We start from the raw sequence: 22,111 nt of genomic DNA, 5'->3' as shown, positions 1-22,111 counted from the left end.
AGGTTCTTTTCAGCTTGTCTCCGGCATCTTGTCCCGCTGCTGCGGCTTCAGAATATTAGGACGTGTCCGGTTATAGAGAAGCGGCTGGCGAATGACGATGCTGAGCAGCGCTCTGGCGTCGAACGGAATGATCGGCCACATGTACGGGCGGTTCATGGACCGTTCGTTGATCAGGAATATGATTAGCACTGTGGTGGCAATCACAAGCCCCGGCACATTGAAGGCAGCCACCGCCATGAGCAGCACAAGCCGCACAATCCGGTTGGCAAGACCGAGCTCATAGCTCGGAGTGGCGAACATTCCGATCGCGGCAATCGCCATATACAGGATGACTTCGTTCACGAATAGACCTGTCTTCACCGCAATATCGCCGATCAGGATCGCAGCGACGAGAGACATTGCAGTTGCCAATGTGGTCGGCGTATGCACGGAGGCCATCCTGAGCAGGTCGACGCCGATTTCGACAAGCAGAAACTGAACAAAAATCGGAATTTTGCCTGACTTGCTCGGACCGATAAACTCCAGCACTGGAGGCTTGTATTCCGGATGCATGACGAACAGCAGCCAAAGCGGCAGCATGAAGAGCGACGCGAATATGCCGATAAACCGTACCCAGCGCAAATACGAGCCGATAAACGGCGTCTGCCTGTTCTCCTCCGCATGCTGTATCAGATCGGTATACGTGGTCGGCAGCGTCATGACGCTGGGGGACGTATCAACGAAAATCGCGACCGCTCCCTCCAGCAGATGCGCAGCAACAGTATCCGGCCGCTCCGAATACCGCACAAGCGGGAACGGGCTCCAGCCGCGCTTGATTGTCGCTTCCTCCAACTGCTTGTCCGCAAGCGGCAGGCCGTCGACCTTGACCATCGATATTTTGTCCTTGATCGACTTCAACAGCTCCTTATCGACGATATCGTCGATATAAGCAATACATACATCCGTTTTGGTGCGCTCGCCCACCATGACAAGTTCATACCGAAGCTTGGGATCGCGCAGCCTTCTGCGCACAAGCGAGATATTAACCATAAGCGTCTCGTTAAAGCCGTCGCGCGCGCCGCGCACAACCTTCTCCAGAGACGGCTCCTCCATGCCGCGCGCCGGAAAGTTTTTGGCATCGATCTTCAGCGCCGTCCGCTCCCCGTCGATGAACATGGCGCTGCCGCCGGCCAGCACGAAGGTAATAAGCATATCCCAATCTTCTTCCTTGTCAACTTGCGCTGCAGGCACGTAGAAGTCCAGGAAGGAGTGAAGGGCGTCGCTGCTCAAATCGCTGGGCTCCAGGAAGGTCAGCCTCATCAATACTTCCGTCAGCACCTCTTCCTTCACCAGGCCGTTCAGACAGAACAGAGCCGTCCTTGTCTCGCCGAACGTCATCTCCCGCACGACAACGTCAAAGCTGGTCTTGTAGCCCATCTCCTCCAGCTTCTTCAGCACATCGTCCAGTTCGGATGGAATCGGCTTTTTCTGATGCTTCCGGTCCTTCTCCTCCCCCTGCTCGATTCCGCGGCTGACTTGTGTAATGTCGTCGAAGCTGTTCTCTTCTCCCTCGCCGCTACCGCTGCGGGACTCCTCCTGCATCTGGTCACCCGGCATAAATTGCGGCTTCATGCCTCCGTCCTTGCTCACTTCCTCGTTCTCTCTTTGCATATCGCTCATGATCGGTCCACCTCGTTTTCTGTTTGCTCGCCTTACCACTGGAATACTAGCCAATCGAACAGGGAACCGAGCGTTTTGCCCAGCACCATTGCCATCAATAGCCCTATGATATAGCGCGATAGCTGCAACCGCTTCGCCAGTATCGGCAGCACATTCATCACTTCCGTCAGCGCCGCTGCGAGCATGCCGACGAATATTCCGTCGAACAATCCCGCCCCGCTCAGCACAAGCGGCGCGGTCAGCGACAAGCGCCAGTCCATAAAGTCGGCGAACGTCCAGTACAACGCCCCTGTAATAATTGCCGTCTCGAACCAGATCGACAGCCGGAAGGCGTTCGTCAGCTGCGCAAGCCTCGGAATCAGGTCGAATACGATAAGCAGCGCCACAAGCCCGCTTCCGACCGCGAGTCCCCCGCCTATGCCAAGCACAGCAATGAACAAATTCTGCAGCGCGCTAATCATGGGAACCGCCGCCGTGCAGCTGGTCGTAATCTGCCTTCTTCCTCATCTCATCCGCAATGACGTAATCATTGATATTTTCCTGATACATGAACAGCTCGACTTCAAGCGGGTTGGGCTCTTCATTGAACCGCTTGCGGAAGATATGGTTGAAGAACAGCACCATGCCCAGTCCGACGCCGAACGAATAAGGGATCTGGAACCACAGCGGATGCTCCGTCTTCTTACCTGTAACCAGCTCGACAATGCGAATATGAACCTCCTTCATGCTGACATCCGTATGGAAGTTCATAATGGCCAGTCCCGCTCCGAAGAAGAGCAGCAGCCATGCCAGCACAAGCAGCGCATACCGCGGCTTCACCGGCTTGTCCGCGACCATCAGCAGCACCTGGGGATCGCCGTATGTCTCAATAGAGAGATCGGGATACAGCAGACGGATCGTCTTCACGATCTGGAGAATATCGATCACGACGCGATTCCCGTCCTGCTTATGATGCTCATAGAGCTTAAGCTCCCTCAGCCGCTCCTCCATCCCGTCATCCTCGGTCAGCAGCCTCGCCACTTGCCCTAGCGTGATGATGTGCAGGGGACGGATATAGATTCTTTTCTTCAATCGCAGATAGAGGACCCCATGGCCGGAATTGCCCATATGTCATCTTCCCTTCTGCCCTTTCATGGCTTTTCGTTTCCCGATTAGTATGAGACAAGGAGGATAAGGATACTCAGCCAAAAAAATGAAGCGGCACAATAAAAAGACCAAACCGCTATTGAGCGATTTGGTCTCTGATTGACTGCAATATTTTTTTCTCCAGGCGCGATACCTGCACCTGCGATATGCCTAGCCTGCTGGCGACCTCGGATTGCGTCTTGTCCCTGTAATAACGCAAGTAGACAATAAGGCGCTCCCTCTCGCTCAGCCCTTCAATCGCTTCTACAAGCGCCAGCTTATCGAACCAACGCTCCTGGGAGTCGTCGGCTATCTGATCCATCAGCGTAATAGGGTCGCCGTCATTCTCGAACACCGTCTCGTGAATCGAGGTAGGCGGCTTGTTCGCTTCCTGTGCGAATACGACATCCTCCGGCGTAATGCCGAGACGCTCCGCGACCTCCGAGATCGTCGGCAGCCTTCCCAGCGTCTTCGACAGCTCATCCTTCATCTTGCGCACCTTGTTCGCCGTCTCCTTGAGCGAGCGGCTTACCTTCAGTGTGCCGTCGTCTCTTAGAAACCGCTGAATCTCTCCAATGATCATCGGAACCGCATACGTCGAAAATTTCACGTCGTACGACAGATCGAACTTATCGACCGACTTCAGCAGTCCGATACAGCCGATCTGGAACAGATCCTCGGGCTCATAGCCCCGGTTGATGAAGCGCTGCACGACAGACCAGACCAGTCTGATGTTGCAGCTGACAAGCGTATCGCGCGCGACGGTGTCCCCCGATTGGCTGAGAGCGATCAGACGCTTTACTTCCGCGTCGTCCAAATAAGGCTGGGCTGTTTGCTTCAAATCGACATCCATGAGGCTCAACCCCTATGCTCTAGTTATAGAGCGCTTTTTTTGACTCGATTCTCTTCTGCATGTCTACCCGGGTTCCGCCGCCTACCGAGCTGGAAACCTCGAAGCGGTCCATAAAGTTTTCCATGATCGTAAATCCCATTCCGGAGCGTTCCAGCTCCGGCTTCGACGTATAAAGCGGCTGGCGTGCCAGCTCAACGTCCTCAATACCGCGTCCGTGATCCGATATGACGATGGAAACCATGTCGCGGTCGATCACGGCTTCAATATCCACCATTTTCGTCGCGTCGCTTTCATAGCCGTGTATGATCGCGTTCGTGACGGCTTCCGATACAGCCGTCTTCAGGTCATTCAACTCTTCCATCGTCGGGTCAAGCTGGGATACGAACGCCGCGACTGCGATGCGAGCAAAGGCTTCATTCTCCGAACGGGCGCTGAACGACAGCTTCAATTCGTTGCGGCTTGTCATGACACCACCTCCAAACTCGTAATCGCGCTGCGCTCATTGTCGTGAATGGCAATGATTTTGAACAATCCCGACAACTCGAACAATCTGCGGACGGCGGGATTGACATCACAGACTACCATCTTGCCGCCCTTGGCCTTCACTTGCTTGTAGCGGCCCAATATGACGCCTAGTCCCGAGCTGTCCATGAACCCGAGATCCTTCAGGCTCAGAATGACATGGGAGACGCTTTCGCGCAGTAAGGCTTCCTCCATCTTGTAGCGGACGATATCCGCCGTATGATGGTCAAGCTCGCCATGCAACCGCACAATCAGCACCTTGCGGTAATGCTCCAATTCAATTTGCAGACTCATTCGCGCTGTTCATCTCCTTCAGGGTAATGGATACTCTTGCCGAGATAGAACTAGCAATTCTCTAAATGACCTTCCGATTCCTGCACACCGACAAAACTAGAAGCATACCGCTAGGAGCTGACAAAAGCTGCAAAATGACAGCTTAATGGAATAATCCGCCCGCTGCCCGGCCGAGCAGCTTCCACCAGCTTGCCTTGTCGATCTTCTTCGGCGCGGCCACATCATACTCCTTAAGCACCTGGTCGCCCTGGTAGACGATCAGCTTGCCGATGGATTGGCCTTCCTTAATCGGCGCCTTCAGCTTCTCGTTCAGCTTCAGTTCATGGCGGATGTCTCCTGTCGAGGTCCCCTTCTTCAGCAGCAGGTTGTATGGCTTCTCAGCAACAAGCTGCAGCTCAGACTCCATGCCCTTCTCAATGCGCGCCGTACCGATCGGATCGCCTTCGCCTACAATCGGATAATTCATGTACTGGGCGAACGCAAAGTCGAACATCTGAGATACTTCGTTGTTCCGGTGCTTGGTCGTCGGCTCGCCCATCACAACCGCGATCACGCGCAGGCCATCCCGCTTCGCCGTCGCGGACAAGCAGTACTTGGCCTCGCTTGTAAAGCCGGTCTTCAGGCCGTCCGCACCGCTATAGAAGCGGACAAGCTTGTTCGTATTGACAAGCCAGAACGGCTTCTCTGATGATTTCCGAAGGTAATCCTGATAGAGTCCTGTATATTTTGTTACTTCAGAATGCTTCAACAGTTCTCTAGACATGACAGCAATATCATGGGCGGAGGAATAATGTCCTTCCACCGGGAGTCCGTTCGGATTGACGAATTGCGTATCATTCATGCCGAGTTCCTTAGCCTTCTCATTCATCATGGCGACGAATTGGCTCTCTGTGCCCGCAAGCTTCTCCGCCATCGCAACCGATGCGTCGTTGCCCGATGCCAGCGCGATGCCCTTGATCATATCCTCCACGGACATCTCTTCGCCTTGCTCCAGGAAGATTTGCGATCCGCCCATTGATGCTGCATATTCGCTTGTGCGCACCATGTCGGTCAGCTTGATTTTCCCTTCATCCAAAGCCTCCATGACGAGCAGCAGCGTCATAATCTTCGTAATGCTGGCAGGCGGAAGCCTGTCATGGCTGTTCTTCTCGTAGATTATCGTACCGGTATCGGCATCCATTAAGATGGAAGACCTTGCCGACGGCGCCAGGTCAATCGTGCTTGCACCCTGCTGCGGCAACTTCTCCTCAGCGAGCGCCGCTGCCGGCAGCATGAGCGTACATGTCATAACTATTGCGATTAATGAAGCTACTGATCTCTTCAACGAAATGTCCCTCCTGATAGATAGATGTGCAATACGGCACTATTTTCCTTTCCAGTGTTGACGCTAACGCTGGAAATTATTCCAAAGCAGAGGATTTACTGTTAGGATGTGGTCGCATCATTGTGCTGACTGCCACTTCTGTAACCATAAAGTACGAAGATTATCATAAGGGAGGAGATGAAATGAAAAGAAAATATGCGGATTGAAGATGCCATGCTAAACGGCAGCATTGACCGCTCTCTCTATAACCTTGCAAGGCAGGAAGCGGCCAGGCTTCATTCACTGATCACAGAAAAAAGCTTCACTCTTCTTTGTCTTGCAGGGGACCATAAAAATCTGCTGCTTCAGAAACTGCAATCACTGCAGGATTAACGGATTGTTTCCAATAATAAAAAAACACACCCCGGTCATTCCTGCTCAGGCAGAAATACTCAGGGCGCGCTTTTCCACAAATTTACCTTGTGCGATTCGTCATACAAAAACTATGTATCATCCATTTGATTCGAAACGATTTGTACGATTTACGTACAAATATCTTCTTTCACCCATTCAACTCTTTGAATTTATACGATAGATCATACAAACAATCACACTAATCAGAACATACCAGAACGAACTCACCCTGCGGGCGATTGAAGATCACAAGTGTGCGATCCTATTCTGCCTCCTAAAGGAACTGAGAGACTCTATGCTTCGATTTTAGATATGTTTTAACGTCTAACGGAATGAGAAAGCCTTATTTGCACCGTCCGCCCCATATTACGGTTCATTAAGGGCGTATAAGGACTCTCAGTTCTTTTACGTATAAAAATGGTAGAAAAACGGGCAAATAGCGTCTCGTAGTTCCCTTACAAATTTCAAAAAAATAGCTACCCCCGCTTCAGGACCTGCTTCAGCAACTTTAAGAAGGTTTTTTGCTGCTTTGAGCTCTCATTTCGACGAATGTATCCATTCTAAAATGCATAATTTCCTAAGCAAAGACAAAAAGCCGGCGCCTAAGCGCCAGCTTCCCGCCCTAACCAAACGTTTGAGATTATGATATTGATGCCTGCCTTCTGGCAGGACCGTTCATCTATTCCCGCATCGGCATGTCAGTTCTCTGGCTGCCTGCACTTGCCGAACAATAGTCACGCTTATTGACTGGCTCAGCCCATATGCTGATCCTGCCAGCGCCACAATTCCTTGCTGGAGGTCGATATGCCGATAACGCCGCTCTTCAGCGCAAGCTCGTAATCCTGCATATCCACCATCAAGCCGCCGGCAATAATCGGAATGTCCAGCTCGGCGCGAATGCGCCCCATAATCCGCTGGCACACCATGCCGGGGAGCACCTCGATTGCATCCGGCTCTGAGGCTTTCGTCATCTTGATCCCGTTCTCCAGCGAGACGGAATCGAAGACGAACAGGCGCTGGACCGTTAGCAAACCCAGTTTTTTGGCTTCCGCAATAATGTTATTTTTGGTAGTCACAATGCCGTCGATGCCTACCTTCTCCGCGAGGTAAGCTACCCCGGTCTTATCCTTGCCGATTCCGTCTATGAGATCAAAATGTACAAAGGACAGCTTGCCGGCGTCTCTGATCCCTTCAACTATGGCATCGATTCGGAAAATATCCGTCTTCAGAATAAAGACGACACTGGAGCTTGTCGCCAGCACGGACTGCAGCTCTTCCTCGTTCATCAGAGATGTAATAATCGGCTTGCGCTTCAGGAAATACGCCATTCGTCTGGCGCCGTCATGCTCTTTTCTCATCGCTATCACCTCATCGTTGATTCAACGCTATCTCCCTAGTCTCCGGTTCAATCAACAGCGTTAGCCGCCAATTCCTATAGCAGCTCGCTCTCCATGTCCTGCGCCAGCTTCATCCGGGAACGGATAAAGGCTGGCGCTTCAGCGAATACCTCGTCATAAGGCTCGCCATCGGTCAGATGCACGAATACAAGCCGGCGCACAGCCGTCCAGCCGTAATATTGAATGATGGCATGCAGGCTGCTGTGCGATGCCAGCGGCGCTCTTGCCGTCGTCGCTTCATGAATGAGCAGATCGATGCGGCTCATCGCTTTAATCGCGGGATTCAGCTCAGTATCTGAAGAATAGACCGCTATCCGCCCTTCATGCTCCACCTTGATGCCAACCGTCGGCACCGCGTGCTTGCCGGGGAAGATTGACAGCACCATATCCGGTTCACTGATCAATACAGCGGGCTGCTCCCAAGCATAGGTTCGAATGACAGCTTTGAACTCGGCTGGCCACTCAGACATGCCGAGCTGGCCGATCCAGCCCTCCAGCCACTCCCGGTCTCCTTGGTCGCAATAAATATCCAGAGGCTTCTGACGGCCGTCCAGCCACATGCCCCACAGCAAGGAAGGAAGCCCGTAGATATGGTCGATATGCCGATGCGTCAGCACCAGTCTGGCCACTTCGTCCGTGCCCATGCCCAGCTGCTTCAATTTGCCCAAGGGATTGCCGCTAATATCAATCATCGTACTGCCGCTTTCGCCGCGCAGAAGCAGCGACGTGTTGTCCCTGTCCCGCCCTGAGGCTGCACATGCCGTACCCATAAATACAATTTCCATAACAGCCTCCTACTTCAATCCGGAATGCATGAAGCTGTCAACGAACTGTCTCTGGAAGAAGAAGAACGCTGCCAGCAACGGCAGGATAACCAGGACAGTTGCAGCCGTTACCGTTCCCCATTGGGCGCCGGTCTCGAAGGACTGCGCGAAGATCGCAATGCCGACCGTCAGCGGTCTGGATTCCACCGAGTTGGTAACGATCAGCGGCCACATGAAGTTGCTCCAATGGGTGCTGACCGAGATCAGGCCGAACGCGACATAAGTCGGCTTCGCCGAAGGCAGATAGACGTAGAACAGCGTCTGCCACCATTTGCAGCCGTCTACTTTCGTCGCATCATCCAGGTCGACCGGAATTTGCTTGAACGTCTGACGGAGCAGGAAGACGCCAAAGGAGGACGCCCAATACGGCAGCATAATGGCCAGCTTGGAGTCGATCAGGTTAAGCTCCTTCATAATGGCGTAGTTCGGGAAGATCAGAATGTCCGGCGGAATCATGATCTGCACCAGAAAGACGATAAAGATAAAGCTGGAGCCGATGAATGTCAATCTGGCAAAAGCGTAAGCCGCCAGCGTAACGGTAATCATCTGCACCGCCAGAATGCCCAGCACGATGATGATCGTGTTCAAGTAATATTGCAGGAAGGGGATCGTCTCCCATGCCGCCAAATAATTGCCGAAGGTCGGATTTTTCACCGAAAACGGGTTCATGCGTGTAATAACCTCAATTGACGGCGTAAACGAGGTCAGCACCGTCCACACTAGCGGCATAATAAAGAGAATGCCCAGCAATACAATGAGGGTTCGATTAATGACTCGGTACATACACCTGCACTCCCTTTCCTAGTAGTGGATGCGCTTATCCAGATAAGCGTAGTTGAAAATGGATATCGCCAGCAAAATAACGAGCAACACGACAGTCAGTACAGATGCTGCGCCCATATCCCAGAAGCTGAATGCCGTCTCATAAAGGAAGAAGAGCAACAGATTGCTTGCATTGTCCGGCCCGCCTTTGGTCATGATGTACAGATGGTCGACCAGCTTGAAAGCATTCGTCGTCGCAACGATCATGCAGAACAGCGTCGTCGGCATGATGAGCGGGAACGTAATTTTGCGAAAAACATGGAACGGCTTCGCCCCTTCGATCTTCGCCGCTTCATAGACGTCGCCCGGCAGATTCTGAAGTCCCGCCAAATAGAAAATCATAAAAAATCCGGCTTCCTTCCAGATCAGCATCACAATCATCGAATACATGACCCAGCCCGGCTCGCCGAGCCAGTTCGCGCCGTCAATGCCGAATAAGGAAAGGAACTTGTCCAGCAGTCCGTAATCCGGCGTATAGATGAACAGCCAAATGTTAGCAATACAGATCATCGGGATCAGCGTCGGGTAGAAGAACGAAGCTCTGAGAAAGCCGTTGCCCTTCATCTTGTTGTTCACCCAGATCGCCATGTAGATGGCTAGCAGCAGGCTGGTTGGCACCGTGCCGATGACGAGAATAAGATTGTTTTTGATTACCTTGAAAAACACATCATCCGACAGCACTCTGGCATACTGTTCGAACCCGACAAAGCTCTGCGCGCCGAACGTTGAGCTGAAGAAGCTGAGATAGATCGATTTGAATGTCGGATAGAACGTAAACATTACCAAAAACACTAACGATGGAAGCAGAAGGGCATAAGCAAATGCATTCTCTTTCCAGTTGATCGAAAATCTTCGTGTCATGTTCATCACCCGTTTCCACCTTGAAGAAGGTTTAATGACAACACAAAAGCCGCGAAGCATGAACGCGCTTTCACCAAAGGAAAGGGTTCGAATGCTGCTCGCGGCTCTCCATGGTCTCTGGCCTGTTCGTTATTTATTTGGATTGGAACTGCTTCAGAATTCCGGTCGCTTGCTCCTGTGATTTCGCAAGCGCTTCTTTGGCCGTCATTGTGCCGATCAGCGCAGCCTGGATGTTATCGTTGAAAATCTTCGTCACTTGTCCATTCTGGTAAGTGGACAGCTCGCTGTCGGCATACTCCAGCTGGTCTCTCGCCACGGCAGCCTCAGGGAAGTCCGCTACGTATTGCTTGAGCGCTTCTGTCTCGTAGGAAGCCTTGGTCGTGCCGACGTAGCCTGTATCAATCGACCACTGCGCAACCCGCTCCGGCTGAGTCAGGAACTCGATGAATTTGATTGCCGCTTCCTTGTTCCGCTCAGGAATATCCTTGAATACGTACAGGTTGCCGCCGCCTGTCGGCGATCCGTACTGCTTGTTGGCCGGCAGGAACGCCACGCCGAAGTCAAAAGCCGCTTCGTTTTTCACTTTCGTCAAATTGCCGGTCGTATGGAACATCATCGCCGCCTTGCCGCTGATGAAGTCAGATGGAACGGTGGCCCATTCGATCGTGCCGGATGGCATCACTTTATCCTTCTGGCCCAGATCCATATAGAATTGAAGCGATTCCTCTACATGCGGCTTGTCGAAGAACACTTCCTTGCCGTCGTTCGACATGATGTTTTCACCCGATTGCAGGGATAACGCCTGCAGCATCCAGTATTGATAGCCCGTGCTCGGAATTTCGATCCCCCATTGGGAGCCGTCCGCCTTTGTCAGCTTGGAGGCATACTCCCGCAGCTCCTCCCAAGTGGCCGGCGCTTTCTCCGGGTCTAGTCCCGCTTCGCGGAATTTGTCTTTGTTGTAGTACAGAACGATTGTGCTCCGCTGGAACGGAACGCTCCATACCTGATCGCCCGACTTCGTATTGCCGAGGAATGCGTCATAGAATCCGTCAAAATAGGATTGCGAGAAGCGTGGCGTCAAGTCCTCGATTGCATTCATCGAGAGAAGCGTGTACAAATCGGTCGAGAGGAGCACGGCCATATCCGGCGAGTTGTTGCCCTGCACAGCCGTTGCCACCTTCGTCATCGTATCCTGGTAGCTGCCGCCGTAGATGGGCATGACGCTAATATTTTCGTTTTCTCTTTCGAAGTCTTTCGCCAGCTGGTCGATCAGCTTGGTGATCGGCCCGCCGACAGCTACCGGGAAGTAGAACTGGAGCTTGACCGGTCCGTCTCCCCCTTCGCCGCCTTTTCCGCCGGATGAATCACCGTTGCTGCATGCCGAGATGATAAATGCAAATACAAGAATCAATAATGCCAGCTTCTTCATTCGGATATCCCCCTATGTCGTTTTTGCCGGATAAAAACAAGAGAGAAGTCCTCTGCATAAAAACGCTTTCAAACATACGAAAGCAGTTCGTCATGCAAAGGGCTTCTCATCATCTCCGCCCGGCAATTTTCAATTATACATGTACATTCTACAATCGGTTCACGAATTTGACAAGAAATATTTTTACATTTTGGTTGCGCTTTCATGATTATTTTCTTTACTCTCGCTCTCTCCAATTCATTCGTACCTGCTTCACGCCTTTCACCTGCCACAGCTGCTGGAACAGCGCATTAATCCCCTTAGCGTTAAAGGAATGGACGCGAAATTCCATCATGCAGGAGGTGCTGCCCTGATCGTCCGCATCGGCGTTCATGACATTTAATTGCTCAACCGACATGTTCGACTTCTCCAGCAAGGATGTAATCCGATGGATTTCAACCGGACTCTCTCCGGTATCAATAACAATTTTCAGACTGCCTGATTTTTTGATAAAAAGAAACTTTGATTCAAATTTGTTGAGCACCAGCGTGCTCAGCAGAACAAGCGCCGTCGTCACAACCGCGGGCCAATAGAAGCCCGAGCCCACGCTTAGCCCAATCGCCGCCGCTACCCAAAGCGTAGCCGCCGTCGTTAAGCCGGAGATGACATGGTTGGAGCGCCGCAGGATAGCGCCAGCACCTAGAAATCCGATGCCGCTGACCACCTGTGCCGATAGCCTCGCCGGATCGAATCTGGCATTGGGATGATTGATCAGATCGCTGTCGAAGCCATAGATGGACGTAAGCATAATAAGGGCAGCCCCAACCGCAACAAGCAAATGCGTCTTCAGCCCCGCCTGCTTCCTCCTTCTCTCCCGCTCCCATCCGATCATGCCGCCGAGCAGGGCGGCCAGCAGCAGCCGGAGCAGCATCGTGTCCGTACTCAAGGAAATTTCGAACATCGTAAACCCTCGTCTCCTCGTAATAACATCACCATTAAGCTGTCCTCCATTAGCCAGCCCGCCCAATCTCCAATACCGACTGAAGCACGTAGGTTGGCTTTATGTCAGACTCTGTCCAGTCGCCATCGCCTGTCACGCCTGTCAGGACAAGCGCTGTGCCCATGCCTGCCTGCTGGCCCATTCGGATATCGGTCTCCAGACGGTCGCCCGTCATCAAGCAGTCCTTGGCATCAACGCCCAGCAGGTGCAGCGCCGTCTCGATCGTAAGCGGCGACGGTTTGCCCATGACGATATCGACCTTGATACCGGATGCGCCTTCAATCGCGCCTATCATCGCCCCGCAGTCCGGGATTTCACCGCCGGGCATCGGACATGTGCGGTCAGGATGGGTCGCAATGACGCTCGCGCCGCGCTTGATCGCCTGATACGCGAAGTCCAAATGGTCATAATGGAAGTTCCGGTCCCATGAAATCACCACCACTCCTGTCTCCTCAGGCGTATCCGCAAACGAGATGCCGTTGTCTCTCAGTTCATCTTTCAAGATTTCCTCGCCAATCACGTAGACTTTGGCGTCAGGATGATTGCGCTTCAAGTAATGAATTGTAACGAGCGCCGGATTCAATATCTCCTCCAGTGTGACGGAGAGCCCAAAGCCATTCAGCTTACTCAAATACGCCTCCCGCGAGTCGATCGTTTTATTGGTCAGAAAAAGCAGTTTTTTGCCCAGCGCCTGAAGCTTCTGTATCGTCTCCACCGCTCCGTCGATCGGGTCGCTCCCCAGATAGATCGTTCCGTCAAGATCAAATATATAGGCCGAATATTGATGAAGGCTTCTCATGCGCGGCTCCTCCAAACTTCCTTGATCTGGTCGTCAATCAGCTGCTGCTGCCTGCGCACTTCAAGCTCGCTCCAGTCCAGGATAGAAGCCATCATCTCGACGACGGCATCCCGCTCCTGCTCCGCCCGTTGCCGGTCGAAGAGCAGCCAGCCTGTGCGCCGCAGCAGAAAATCAACAGCGTTCAGCGTCAGCTCGTGGTCGATGCAATACAGAATTTCCCCGTAAAGCAGCTGATCTTTCTTCGTTGGGAAATGCTCTGCGCTCTGCACAGCCTTCAAGACATCTGTCGTATTGGCGCCATAGCGGCTAGCTAAGTCGGCAACCTCTGATCTTGTAAGCTTCATGTCCCCGCCAAGCTGCATTGCAGCATCGATGGATTGCTGATAGCCCGCTCCCGAACCTCCTCCGCCGCCGCTGATCGGCTCCTTATCGGTCGTGCAAGGCGGATAAATCTTGCCGTTCTCGTCCTGCAATTGCTTTGCAGCCAAATCCACGACTTTCTCCGCCATCTTGCGGAAGCCGGTCAGCTTGCCGCCCGCTATCGTAATTAGGCCGGAATCCGACAAGATGATCTCATCCTTGCGCGATACCTCGGACGGGCTTTTGCCCTCCTCCCACAATAGCGGGCGAAGGCCGGACCAGCCCGTCTCCACATCCCGCTTGTTCAAGCGCACGCCAGGAAAAGCCGCATTCACCGCATCCACCAAATAATCGACGTCATCTTCGGTAATGCCCGGCTCCTCAAGCCCGCCTTTGTACACGGTATCGGTCGTGCCGATATAGGTCTTGCTGCCGCGGGGAATAACGAAGATCATTCGCCCTCCAGGGACATCGAAGTATGCCGCTTGCCGGATCGGCAGCTTGTTGTAGTCGACAACCAGATGAACTCCTTTTGTCAGAAGCAGCTTTTTGCCGTGAAGTGAATTATCGCGCTTGCGAATCTCATCGACCCATGGCCCTGCTGCGTTGACGATTTTTTTGGCATAAATCTCATAGCTATTGCCGCTTGCCAGATCGAATGCCTTCACTCCGGCTACCTTGCCTCTGCGGTATATAAATTGCTCCACCTTAGCATGATTGGCAATAATTGCGCCTCTTGAGCGGGCGCTTTTCATCACTTCCACTGTCAACCGCGCATCGTCAGTCCGGTATTCGTAGTAATAGCCCGAGCCCTTCAGATCCTCCGTCTTGAACAGCGGCTCAAGTGCCATCGTCTGCTCTTTTCTGTACATCTTGCGCCGCTCGCTTCTCTTCACCCCTGCAAGCCAGTCGTATATATACAGCCCGACAGCGCTGGCGAGATAGCCATATGTCCCCTTTTTGTAGATCGGCAGCAGCATCGGGATAGGATCGACCAGATGCGGAGCGCTCTTATGCAGCAGCGCCCGCTCGGAGCCAACCTCACGAACGAGATTGACCTCGCCTTGCTTCAAGTAGCGAAGGCCGCCATGTATGAGCTTCGTCGAACGGCTGCTGGTGCCTGATGCGACGTCATTCATCTCCAGCAATCCCGTCTTCATCCCCCTGACGCTTGCATCCCAAGCGATGCCCGCCCCGGTAATGCCTCCCCCGATGACAAGCAGGTCCAGCTCCTCCCCGGCCATTTGATTCAGATAGCGTTCGCGTTCCCTCGCCGAGAATAGGGTTTTCATCGTGCATTCCTCCTTGGTTGCTCCCAGTCATATTGCAAGTGCAGCCGGAAATGCAAAAAACCCTTCTGCGAAGAGCACACACCCAAATAGGTGCTTACTCTGCAAAAGGGTTCTCCATTTTCTCCGACCGCTCTGCTAAGCTATGATTACTTCCATTATATGCCGAGACGGACCGGCTGTCTATACTTATTTCACAACGTGGACTGCTATTCGGCAACGAGCGTTTTACAAAATTAATACCGCGTAATACCCTCCGAAGTTACAACCGACAGCAGCAGCGGGCGCAGCTCCGGCTTGGCCTTCTCGATGGTATAAGCGCCCAGCACGCGGCCACCCACCTTGCGAGCCGCATCATTGTTCTCCCTGACATGAAGCACGGCAAGCGTATCGCCCTGCTCCACTTGATCGCCAACCTTCTTGCGAAGCGTGAGTCCTACTGCGTAATCGATCACCGAGTCCTTCGTCTCGCGTCCGGCGCCCAGCATCATCGCCGCAAGGCCAAGCTGCTCCGCCTCGATCGCACTGACGTAGCCGGATTGCGCAGCCTGCACCTCGATCGTATACGGTGCCTTCGGAAGCAGCTCCGGCTGATCCGCGATACGGCCGTCGCCGCCTTGAGCTTCGATGAATGCCCGGAACTTGGCCAAAGCTTCGCCGCTTGCCAGCTTCGTCCTCAGCAGCTCCTTCGCTTCATCAAAGGTCTCGGCATTGCCGCCAAGCACCACCATATGAGCTCCCAGCGCCAGACACAGCTCAGTCAGATCCTCCGGGCCTTGGCCCTTAAGCGTAGCGAGCGCTTCCTCTACCTCAAGCGCATTGCCGATTGCGAAGCCAAGCGGCTGATCCATATCGCTAATGACAGCGGCTGTCTGCCTGCCCACTTCCGAGCCGATGGCAACCATTGCATTGGCCAGCTTCTCGGCATCCTCCACCGTCTTCATGAAAGCGCCGCTGCCTGTCTTCACATCCAGCACGATCGCGTCTGCACCAGCCGCAATCTTTTTGCTCATAACGGAGCTGGCGATAAGCGGAATCGATTCCACCGTGCCTGTCACGTCTCTGAGCGCATACAGCTTCTTGTCGGCTGGCGCCAGATTGCCGCTCTGTCCAATGACGGACAGGCCGATATCGTTCACCTGGCGGATAAAGTCCTCGCGAGTCAATTCCGTATGGAAGCCTTCAATCGCCTCCAGCTTATCTATCGTTCCGCCTGTATGTCCAAGGCCGCGCCCCGACATCTTCGCTACCGGCACTCCTGCAGCCGCTACAAGCGGCCCAATAATAAGCGTGGTCTTGTCGCCAACGCCGCCCGTGCTGTGTTTATCAACCTTAACGCCATGTATTGGCGACAAATCTACTTGATCCCCAGAAGAAGCCATAGCCAGCGTCAATGCCGCTGTCTCGGCAGACGTCATCCCGCGGAACAGGACCGCCATTGCCCACGCCGAAATCTGATAATCGGGAATATCGCCGCGGCTGTAGCCGCTCACGAGAAATCCGATTTCCTCGGCCGACAGCTCGCCGCCGTCGCGCTTCTTGTGGATGATATCAACAACCCGCATGTCTGCTCCCTCCAAGTAAGAGCAAGCGCAATTACGTCGTACGGGCGAGCAACCGCCGTTCGGACTGAACCCGAACGATGATTTCGTCCAGCGACTGGCTGAGCACCAGCACATCGCGGTGCAACAAGTTTTTCTCCGTGATTGCCGTCTCAACCATTGCATTGCGCAGCTGCTCCAGCTGCATTAGTAATTGCTTGTCCATTATGCTCGTCCACTCCATCTTTCTTTGATCATGGACATTATACGACGATTCCCATTTGGAAAACTGTCATATTGAGTCGAGCCAAATGTTACAATTGTGTTACAAAAACTGTTACATTTTAGAAATTAATGCAGTAACAAGGCCCAGGAATTGGGACTTGACTCGCTCCGTCGTCTCCATAACTTCCTCATGGGACAAGGGCTGATCCAGGATTCCGGCCGCCATGTTGCTGATGCAGGAAATTCCGACTACTTCAATGCCGGAATGGCGGGCCGCAATGACCTCGGCAACGGTCGACATTCCGACAGCATCCGCGCCTAACGTGCGAAGCATGCGAATTTCCGCAGGGGTCTCATAGGTCGGACCCAGCAGTCCAGCGTACACGCCTTCTTGAACCTCAATGCCTTGGCTCGCTGCAATCTCCTTCGCAATGCCGCGCAGACGCTTGCTGTACGCTTCCGACATGTCCGGGAAACGAACGCCAAGCTCATTGTCGTTCGGGCCGATCAGCGGGTTTTTGCCCGTCAGATTCAGATGATCCGAGATCAGCATCAGGTTGCCCGAAGCGAAGTCCAGGTTGATGCCGCCAGCGGCATTCGTGACAAGCAGAGATTTAGCGCCAAGCGCCTTCATAACGCGAACCGGGAAAGCCGTCAGCTCTGGTCCGTAGCCCTCATACATATGGAAGCGGCCGCGCATCAGCACAACGGAACGCCCGGACAGAGATCCGATCAGCAGCTCGCCGGCATGGCCTTCCACAGTTGAGATCGGAAAATGCGGGATGTCCTCGTAAGCGATAACCGTCGCGTTTTCGATATGATCGCCCAGCACACCAAGCCCCGAGCCCATAATAAGGCCGATTTCCGGCTGTACTGCCGTTTGTTTTTGTATATATTTCGCAGCTTCCTTGATATGCGCAGCTGTCAGTTGAGTCATGGTTATTTCCTCCTGAAAGTTTTACGAAGTAAAACTACTTCGTAAGGATATGCTTATTTTTACGAAGTACAAATGCTTCGTAAGGATAGGCTTAAGTAGTACGAAGTAAAACTACTTCGTCTCCAACAAATGCAAGAAGCTTGTACCGTTCGGCGGCGCCTGCACACCGAAATTATCGGCGATGGTTGCTCCCAGATCGGAGAACGTCTCTCGAACCGGCAGCCCGCCCTTTGTCTTGAATGCAGGGCTGTAGAGCAGCACCGGCACATATTCGCGCGTATGATCCGTGCCAGGATGAGTCGGATCGTTGCCATGGTCTGCCGTCACAACGAGCAGATCCTTCTCGCCGATGACCCGCTCAAGCTCAGGGATCGCGCGGTCGAACTCCTCTAGCGCCCGGGCATAGCCCTCCGGATCTCTGCGATGGCCGTAGAGGGAATCGAAATCAACCAGATTTGTGAACAGCAATCCGCGGAACGGCTGCTCCAGACGGTCGATCGTGCGCTGAATGCCGTCCGCATTGCTCTTGGTAGGCGTCGCTTCCGAGATGCCTTCGCCGTCGAAAATATCGTTGATCTTGCCGATGGCGATCGTATCGAAGCTGCCCTCCTTAAGCGCGTTCAGAACAGTCGGCTGCGGCGGCTTCACCGCATAATCATGGCGGTTCGGCGTACGCTTGAAGCTGCCCGGCTCGCCCACATACGGCCTTGCAATAACACGGCCGACCGTGAACCGGTCATCCATCGTCAATTCGCGCGCGATTTCGCAGGCGCGATAGAGCTCCTCAAGGGGAATAATATCCTCATGGGCCGCAATCTGGAAGACGCTGTCCGCCGATGTGTATACGATCCATGCTCCAGTCTTCATCTGTTCCTCGCCCAGCTCGTCCAAAATCTCCGTGCCGCTAGCGGATTTGTTGCCGATCACCTTGCGTCCTGTCCGTTCCTCGAACGGTCCGATCAGCTCAGGCGGGAAGCCGTCTGGGAAGGTCTGGAACGGAACCGTCAGCTTCAGCCCCATGAGCTCCCAATGGCCGGTCATCGTGTCCTTGCCGACAGAGACCTCGGCCATTTTGCCGAAGTAGGCGTCCGCTTCCCCGCCTTCAGGCTTCCAAGCTCCTATAGAGGCAATGCGGTCAAGCCCCCAGCGGCGCAGATGCGGCAGCTCCAGGCTGCTGACACGCTCTGCTATATGTCCAAGCGTATGCGATCCCTTATCACCAAATTGCTCGGCATCAGGCAATTCGCCGATCCCTACACTGTCCAATACAATAACTGCAATACGTTCAAATTTCATATTGTTTGCCTCTCTTTCTGACTGTAATCACTTATGTACGGCTCATCATCCCTGCAGGATAACGGCCTCATGCTCTCGGGTGGGCGCCGGCGTAGGCGTCCTTCAGCCGAGTTTTGGAAAGCTGCGTATACTTCAGTGTCGTCGCAATATCCGCATGGCCAAGCAGCTCTTGGACCGAACGAATATCCGCTCCGTTCTCCAGCAGATGGGCGGCGACGGAATGGCGCAGCGTATGCGGCGTTATCTCCGCATCAATGCCTGCTTCCTTCGAATATTTCTTGAGCATCTTCCAGAAGCCTTGCCTTGTCATACGGGTGCCCAAATGGTTCAAGAACAGGGCCGAATCCGGTTCTCTACCGGTCAAGAGGCATTCGCGGCCAAGCGCCAAATAATCCTCAATCGCATCCTTAGCATGGCTCCCGAATGGCACAATTCTCTCTTTCAAGCCATAGCTTATGCATTGAATATAACCCAAATTCAAATGGACATGCTCCACATTAAGCGATACAAGCTCGGTTACCCGAATGCCGGTCGCGTAAAGCAGCTCCAGCATCGCTTTATCACGCTTGCCTGTTGCGGTGGCGGTATTCGGCGTCTCCAGCAAGGCGCTGGTGGTAGCCACAGTCAAGACATGCGGCGGCTTCTTCTCTTGCTTTGGAGACTCCATATGAATCGACGGATCCGAGGCGATAATGCCTCTTAAGGCCAAATAATGAAAAAAGGCGCGCACCGATACGATATGGCGCGAGATCGTAGCCGCCTTCCGCCCCTGCTCCTTCAGCAGCAGCATATATTTGGACAGATGATGGCGGTGGACATTCGTCCACTCCCCTATCCCTTCATCCTGAACGTATCGAATGAAACGATTCAAATCCCGCTCATACGAGGCGAGCGAATTGGGTGACAGCTTCCGTTCAAGCTGCAGATGAGACATATAAAGATTCAATTGAGCTTTCAATTGCAACTTCCTTTCGGGGATAATGCCAATACTTCAGGATGGACCTCCATCATGATTCAACATTCGACATAAATATTCCTGCTTTTGCATCGAATATCATGCGTCTTGGCGCTATTACTCCCCGTACCAGTAGAACCACCTTAGCCGGTCAGCTCCATATCCCGCTTCCGGCGATTCCGGGTCAGTCACAAATACCTTCATCGCTGCGCCCTTCGGCTTCTCGTACGGATGGATGGGCGAGACCATATCGACCAGCCATCGGTACCCGCCAACGGCGAAAAACAGCAGAAAAGCAAACACAAGCAGAAACCAGATCCGATTAAGCCATCCCCGGAATGAAAAAACCATGCCAAGCAGCTCCCTTCGCTCTTACAACCGTGTATAGTCTGTCCCTATCACAGTATGAGCGCGCTGCCCGGATTATGTTACCCGCCTGGCCGGAGCGCTAGGGCTCCAGCGAATCGTATGCGATGCTCTCCAGCGCCTTCATAATCGGAGTATACCCGTAACCCGTAGCTGTCGCAACCGGTTCATTCGTCACCATCCCGGCATACGTATTGACGCCGCGCTGCAGCGGAAGGCTCTTCCGCACCGCTGCGAGTCCATTCGTCGCAAGATCAAGCGCATACGGCATTGTCACATTGGTGAGCGCGAAGGTCGACGTGCGCGGCACCGCGCCCGGTATGTTCGCGACCGCATAATGCACGACGCCATGCTTGACATAGACCGGATCCTTATGGGTAGTCGGACGGTCTACTGTTGCAATGGAGCCTCCTTGATCGACAGCGACGTCCACGATGACCGCCCCTTTTTTCATTCGCTCGACCATTGCCTCCGTCACCAGATGCGGCGCTTTCGCTCCCGGAATGAGCACGGCGCCGATAACCAGATCGGCACGGCTGACCGCTTCTGCTATATGGAACGGGCTGGACATCAATGTGCGGATTCGGCCTTCGAATATTTCATCCAAGTACCGCATCCGCTCGGCGCTTCTCTCGATGACCACCACATTGGCTCCCAAGCCGAGCGCCATTCTCGCGGCATTCGTTCCGACAATACCGCCGCCAATAACGACAACCTCTGCTGGCGGAACGCCCGGTACTCCCCCTAGAAGCACGCCTCTGCCGCCGTTGAAGGCCTCCAGAAATTGCGCTCCGACTTGAACAGCCATCCGGCCGGCCACCTCGCTCATCGGCGTCAGCAGCGGCAAGCTGCCATTGTCCAGCTGAATCGTTTCGTAGGCGATGCCCGTCACGCCGCTGTCCACCAGCGCCTTCACCAGCTCCGGAGCGGCTGCCAGATGCAGATAGGTGAACAGGAGCAGCCCTTTGCGGAAGTATCCGTATTCCGCAGGAAGCGGCTCCTTCACTTTCATGATCATATCGGCTTCTGTCCATACATCGGATGCTGCCGCGCGCATGGCTGCGCCTTCTCTGACATAATCCTCATCCTCGAATCCGCTTCCGGCGCCCGCCCCGGATTCTACGATGACTGTATGTCCCGCTGCCGTCAGCATCGTAACGCCAGCAGGCGTCAAAGCAACCCGATATTCGCTTTGCTTGATTTCCTTTGGCACTCCAATAATCATCTGCCACGCCTCCTAATGGATTGTTGCTAAGCGTACCTTATCCAGCATTGGCTTAAATTATGTGTATGCCGCCCCTTGCCGGAACGAGCCTACCCAAAAGACTCCTATTGAACGGCAAAACGGCCCTGCTCTTTCCATCCGACGGATGGATCGCAAAGCCGTTATGATGGGCTTGAATGATCGTTTTTCTCTCTGCAGCGTACGCATACGCCTTGGAAATCCAATCTGTGGTCAACCACGAAGAAACCGTATTCTTGCTCCAGCCTCTCTTCCAGCGGCAGCAGCCAGTCTTCCTTTATCTCCTCCATCGTCCCGCACTGCACGCAGATCAGGTGATGATGGTGATGCTTATTGCTATCCGTACGGAGATCGTATCTTGCTACGCCGTCTCCAAAGTTCATCTTCTCGACGACATGCATCTCGCTTAGCAGCTCGAGCGTCCTGTATACGGTCGCAAGGCCGATCTCGGGGGCTTTATCCTTCACCAGCATGAACACGTCTTCCGCGCTCAGATGGTCTTCTTCATTCTCCAGCAACACGCGAACCGTAGCTTCACGCTGCGGGGTCAGCTTATAACCCTGCGACTGCAATTGTTGTTTGATCTTCTCAATCCGGGCTTCCATGATCTCCCCCCTG

The 22,111-nt window shown here is 53.6% G+C and carries 23 protein-coding genes; all 23 read right to left on the bottom strand.

Translation table 11 applies throughout. From position 1 onward, the window contains the following. Positions 1-9: 9 nt before the first annotated feature. The 23 genes from D3P09_RS20270 to fur all read right to left on the bottom strand — a co-directional run bounded on the left by D3P09_RS20270 (position 10) and on the right by fur (position 22,098). Positions 10-1,596: a spore germination protein gene (locus D3P09_RS20270; protein ID WP_424452461.1), complete on the bottom strand. Its 1,587-nt coding sequence runs from the start codon at positions 1,594-1,596 to the stop codon at positions 10-12. Positions 1,597-1,691: 95 nt separating this feature from the next. Then, on the bottom strand, positions 1,692-2,120 hold the full coding sequence (locus D3P09_RS20265) for a stage V sporulation protein AB (protein WP_120113192.1): 429 nt from the start codon (positions 2,118-2,120) through the stop codon (positions 1,692-1,694). Beyond that, positions 2,113-2,766, bottom strand: coding sequence for a stage V sporulation protein AA (locus tag D3P09_RS20260; RefSeq protein ID WP_120113191.1), 654 nt, complete (start codon positions 2,764-2,766; stop codon positions 2,113-2,115). Before D3P09_RS20260 ends, D3P09_RS20265 begins: the two co-directional genes overlap by 8 nt. Before the next feature lie 115 nt (positions 2,767-2,881). Beyond that, positions 2,882-3,637, bottom strand: a complete 756-nt coding sequence (gene sigF / locus D3P09_RS20255; RefSeq protein ID WP_119799497.1) for an RNA polymerase sporulation sigma factor SigF — start codon at positions 3,635-3,637, stop codon at positions 2,882-2,884. Positions 3,638-3,656: 19 nt separating this feature from the next. Beyond that, complete coding sequence (gene spoIIAB / locus D3P09_RS20250) at positions 3,657-4,103, bottom strand: anti-sigma F factor (RefSeq protein ID WP_120113190.1); 447 nt, start codon at positions 4,101-4,103, stop codon at positions 3,657-3,659. Then, positions 4,100-4,453 (bottom strand): anti-sigma F factor antagonist, encoded by a 354-nt coding sequence (spoIIAA, locus tag D3P09_RS20245; protein ID WP_120113189.1) that lies wholly within the window; start codon positions 4,451-4,453, stop codon positions 4,100-4,102. Before spoIIAA ends, spoIIAB begins: the two co-directional genes overlap by 4 nt. Positions 4,454-4,595: 142 nt before the next feature. Further along, positions 4,596-5,777, bottom strand: coding sequence for a D-alanyl-D-alanine carboxypeptidase family protein (locus D3P09_RS20240; RefSeq protein WP_424452458.1), 1,182 nt, complete (start codon positions 5,775-5,777; stop codon positions 4,596-4,598). A gap of 1,145 nt (positions 5,778-6,922) precedes the next feature. Continuing rightward, positions 6,923-7,528: a glycerol-3-phosphate responsive antiterminator gene (locus D3P09_RS20235; protein ID WP_120113188.1), complete on the bottom strand. Its 606-nt coding sequence runs from the start codon at positions 7,526-7,528 to the stop codon at positions 6,923-6,925. A 74-nt stretch (positions 7,529-7,602) separates the two neighbouring features. Continuing rightward, a complete protein-coding gene (locus D3P09_RS20230) occupies positions 7,603-8,352 on the bottom strand; it encodes an MBL fold metallo-hydrolase (protein ID WP_120113187.1) in 750 nt (249 codons plus the stop codon). Between the two features lie 9 nt (positions 8,353-8,361). Next, positions 8,362-9,174, bottom strand: coding sequence for a carbohydrate ABC transporter permease (locus D3P09_RS20225; RefSeq protein ID WP_120113186.1), 813 nt, complete (start codon positions 9,172-9,174; stop codon positions 8,362-8,364). An 18-nt stretch (positions 9,175-9,192) separates the two neighbouring features. Then, on the bottom strand, positions 9,193-10,074 hold the full coding sequence (locus tag D3P09_RS20220; RefSeq protein WP_120113367.1) for a carbohydrate ABC transporter permease: 882 nt from the start codon (positions 10,072-10,074) through the stop codon (positions 9,193-9,195). Between the two features lie 133 nt (positions 10,075-10,207). Then, a complete protein-coding gene (locus D3P09_RS20215; protein ID WP_120113185.1) occupies positions 10,208-11,503 on the bottom strand; it encodes an ABC transporter substrate-binding protein in 1,296 nt (431 codons plus the stop codon). Between the two features lie 217 nt (positions 11,504-11,720). Next, positions 11,721-12,443 carry an MgtC/SapB family protein gene (locus tag D3P09_RS20210; protein ID WP_120113184.1) on the bottom strand — a complete coding sequence of 241 codons (723 nt, stop codon included), beginning with the start codon at positions 12,441-12,443 and terminating at the stop codon, positions 11,721-11,723. A gap of 49 nt (positions 12,444-12,492) precedes the next feature. Continuing rightward, positions 12,493-13,281: an HAD-IIA family hydrolase gene (locus D3P09_RS20205; RefSeq protein ID WP_120113183.1), complete on the bottom strand. Its 789-nt coding sequence runs from the start codon at positions 13,279-13,281 to the stop codon at positions 12,493-12,495. Next, complete coding sequence (locus tag D3P09_RS20200) at positions 13,278-14,933, bottom strand: glycerol-3-phosphate dehydrogenase/oxidase (RefSeq protein WP_120113182.1); 1,656 nt, start codon at positions 14,931-14,933, stop codon at positions 13,278-13,280. The genes D3P09_RS20205 and D3P09_RS20200 overlap by 4 nt, the downstream gene beginning before the upstream one ends. 233 nt (positions 14,934-15,166) lie before the next feature. Next, entirely contained in the window at positions 15,167-16,495 is a 1,329-nt protein-coding gene (locus D3P09_RS20195; protein ID WP_120113181.1) for a pyrimidine-nucleoside phosphorylase, read from the bottom strand. Positions 16,496-16,526: 31 nt separating this feature from the next. Beyond that, positions 16,527-16,697 carry an aspartyl-phosphate phosphatase Spo0E family protein gene (locus D3P09_RS20190; RefSeq protein WP_120113180.1) on the bottom strand — a complete coding sequence of 57 codons (171 nt, stop codon included), beginning with the start codon at positions 16,695-16,697 and terminating at the stop codon, positions 16,527-16,529. Between the two features lie 111 nt (positions 16,698-16,808). Beyond that, positions 16,809-17,633 (bottom strand): purine-nucleoside phosphorylase, encoded by an 825-nt coding sequence (locus D3P09_RS20185; RefSeq protein WP_120113179.1) that lies wholly within the window; start codon positions 17,631-17,633, stop codon positions 16,809-16,811. A gap of 111 nt (positions 17,634-17,744) precedes the next feature. After that, complete coding sequence (deoB, locus tag D3P09_RS20180) at positions 17,745-18,929, bottom strand: phosphopentomutase (protein WP_120113178.1); 1,185 nt, start codon at positions 18,927-18,929, stop codon at positions 17,745-17,747. Positions 18,930-18,996: 67 nt separating this feature from the next. Further along, complete coding sequence (gene xerD / locus D3P09_RS20175) at positions 18,997-19,887, bottom strand: site-specific tyrosine recombinase XerD (RefSeq protein WP_120113177.1); 891 nt, start codon at positions 19,885-19,887, stop codon at positions 18,997-18,999. A 114-nt stretch (positions 19,888-20,001) separates the two neighbouring features. Beyond that, on the bottom strand, positions 20,002-20,235 hold the full coding sequence (locus D3P09_RS20170; RefSeq protein WP_120113176.1) for a DUF4227 family protein: 234 nt from the start codon (positions 20,233-20,235) through the stop codon (positions 20,002-20,004). A 97-nt stretch (positions 20,236-20,332) separates the two neighbouring features. Then, complete coding sequence (gene ald, locus D3P09_RS20165) at positions 20,333-21,475, bottom strand: alanine dehydrogenase (RefSeq protein ID WP_120113175.1); 1,143 nt, start codon at positions 21,473-21,475, stop codon at positions 20,333-20,335. A 161-nt stretch (positions 21,476-21,636) separates the two neighbouring features. Further along, entirely contained in the window at positions 21,637-22,098 is a 462-nt protein-coding gene (gene fur / locus D3P09_RS20160; RefSeq protein WP_120113174.1) for a ferric iron uptake transcriptional regulator, read from the bottom strand. Positions 22,099-22,111 lie beyond the last annotated feature (13 nt).

This window comes from Paenibacillus pinisoli (assembly GCF_003605435.1).
Lineage (GTDB): Bacteria > Bacillota > Bacilli > Paenibacillales > Paenibacillaceae > Pristimantibacillus > Pristimantibacillus pinisoli.
Note: the sequence above shows the minus strand (reverse complement) of the source record. Positions and strands in the feature narration are given on the sequence as shown.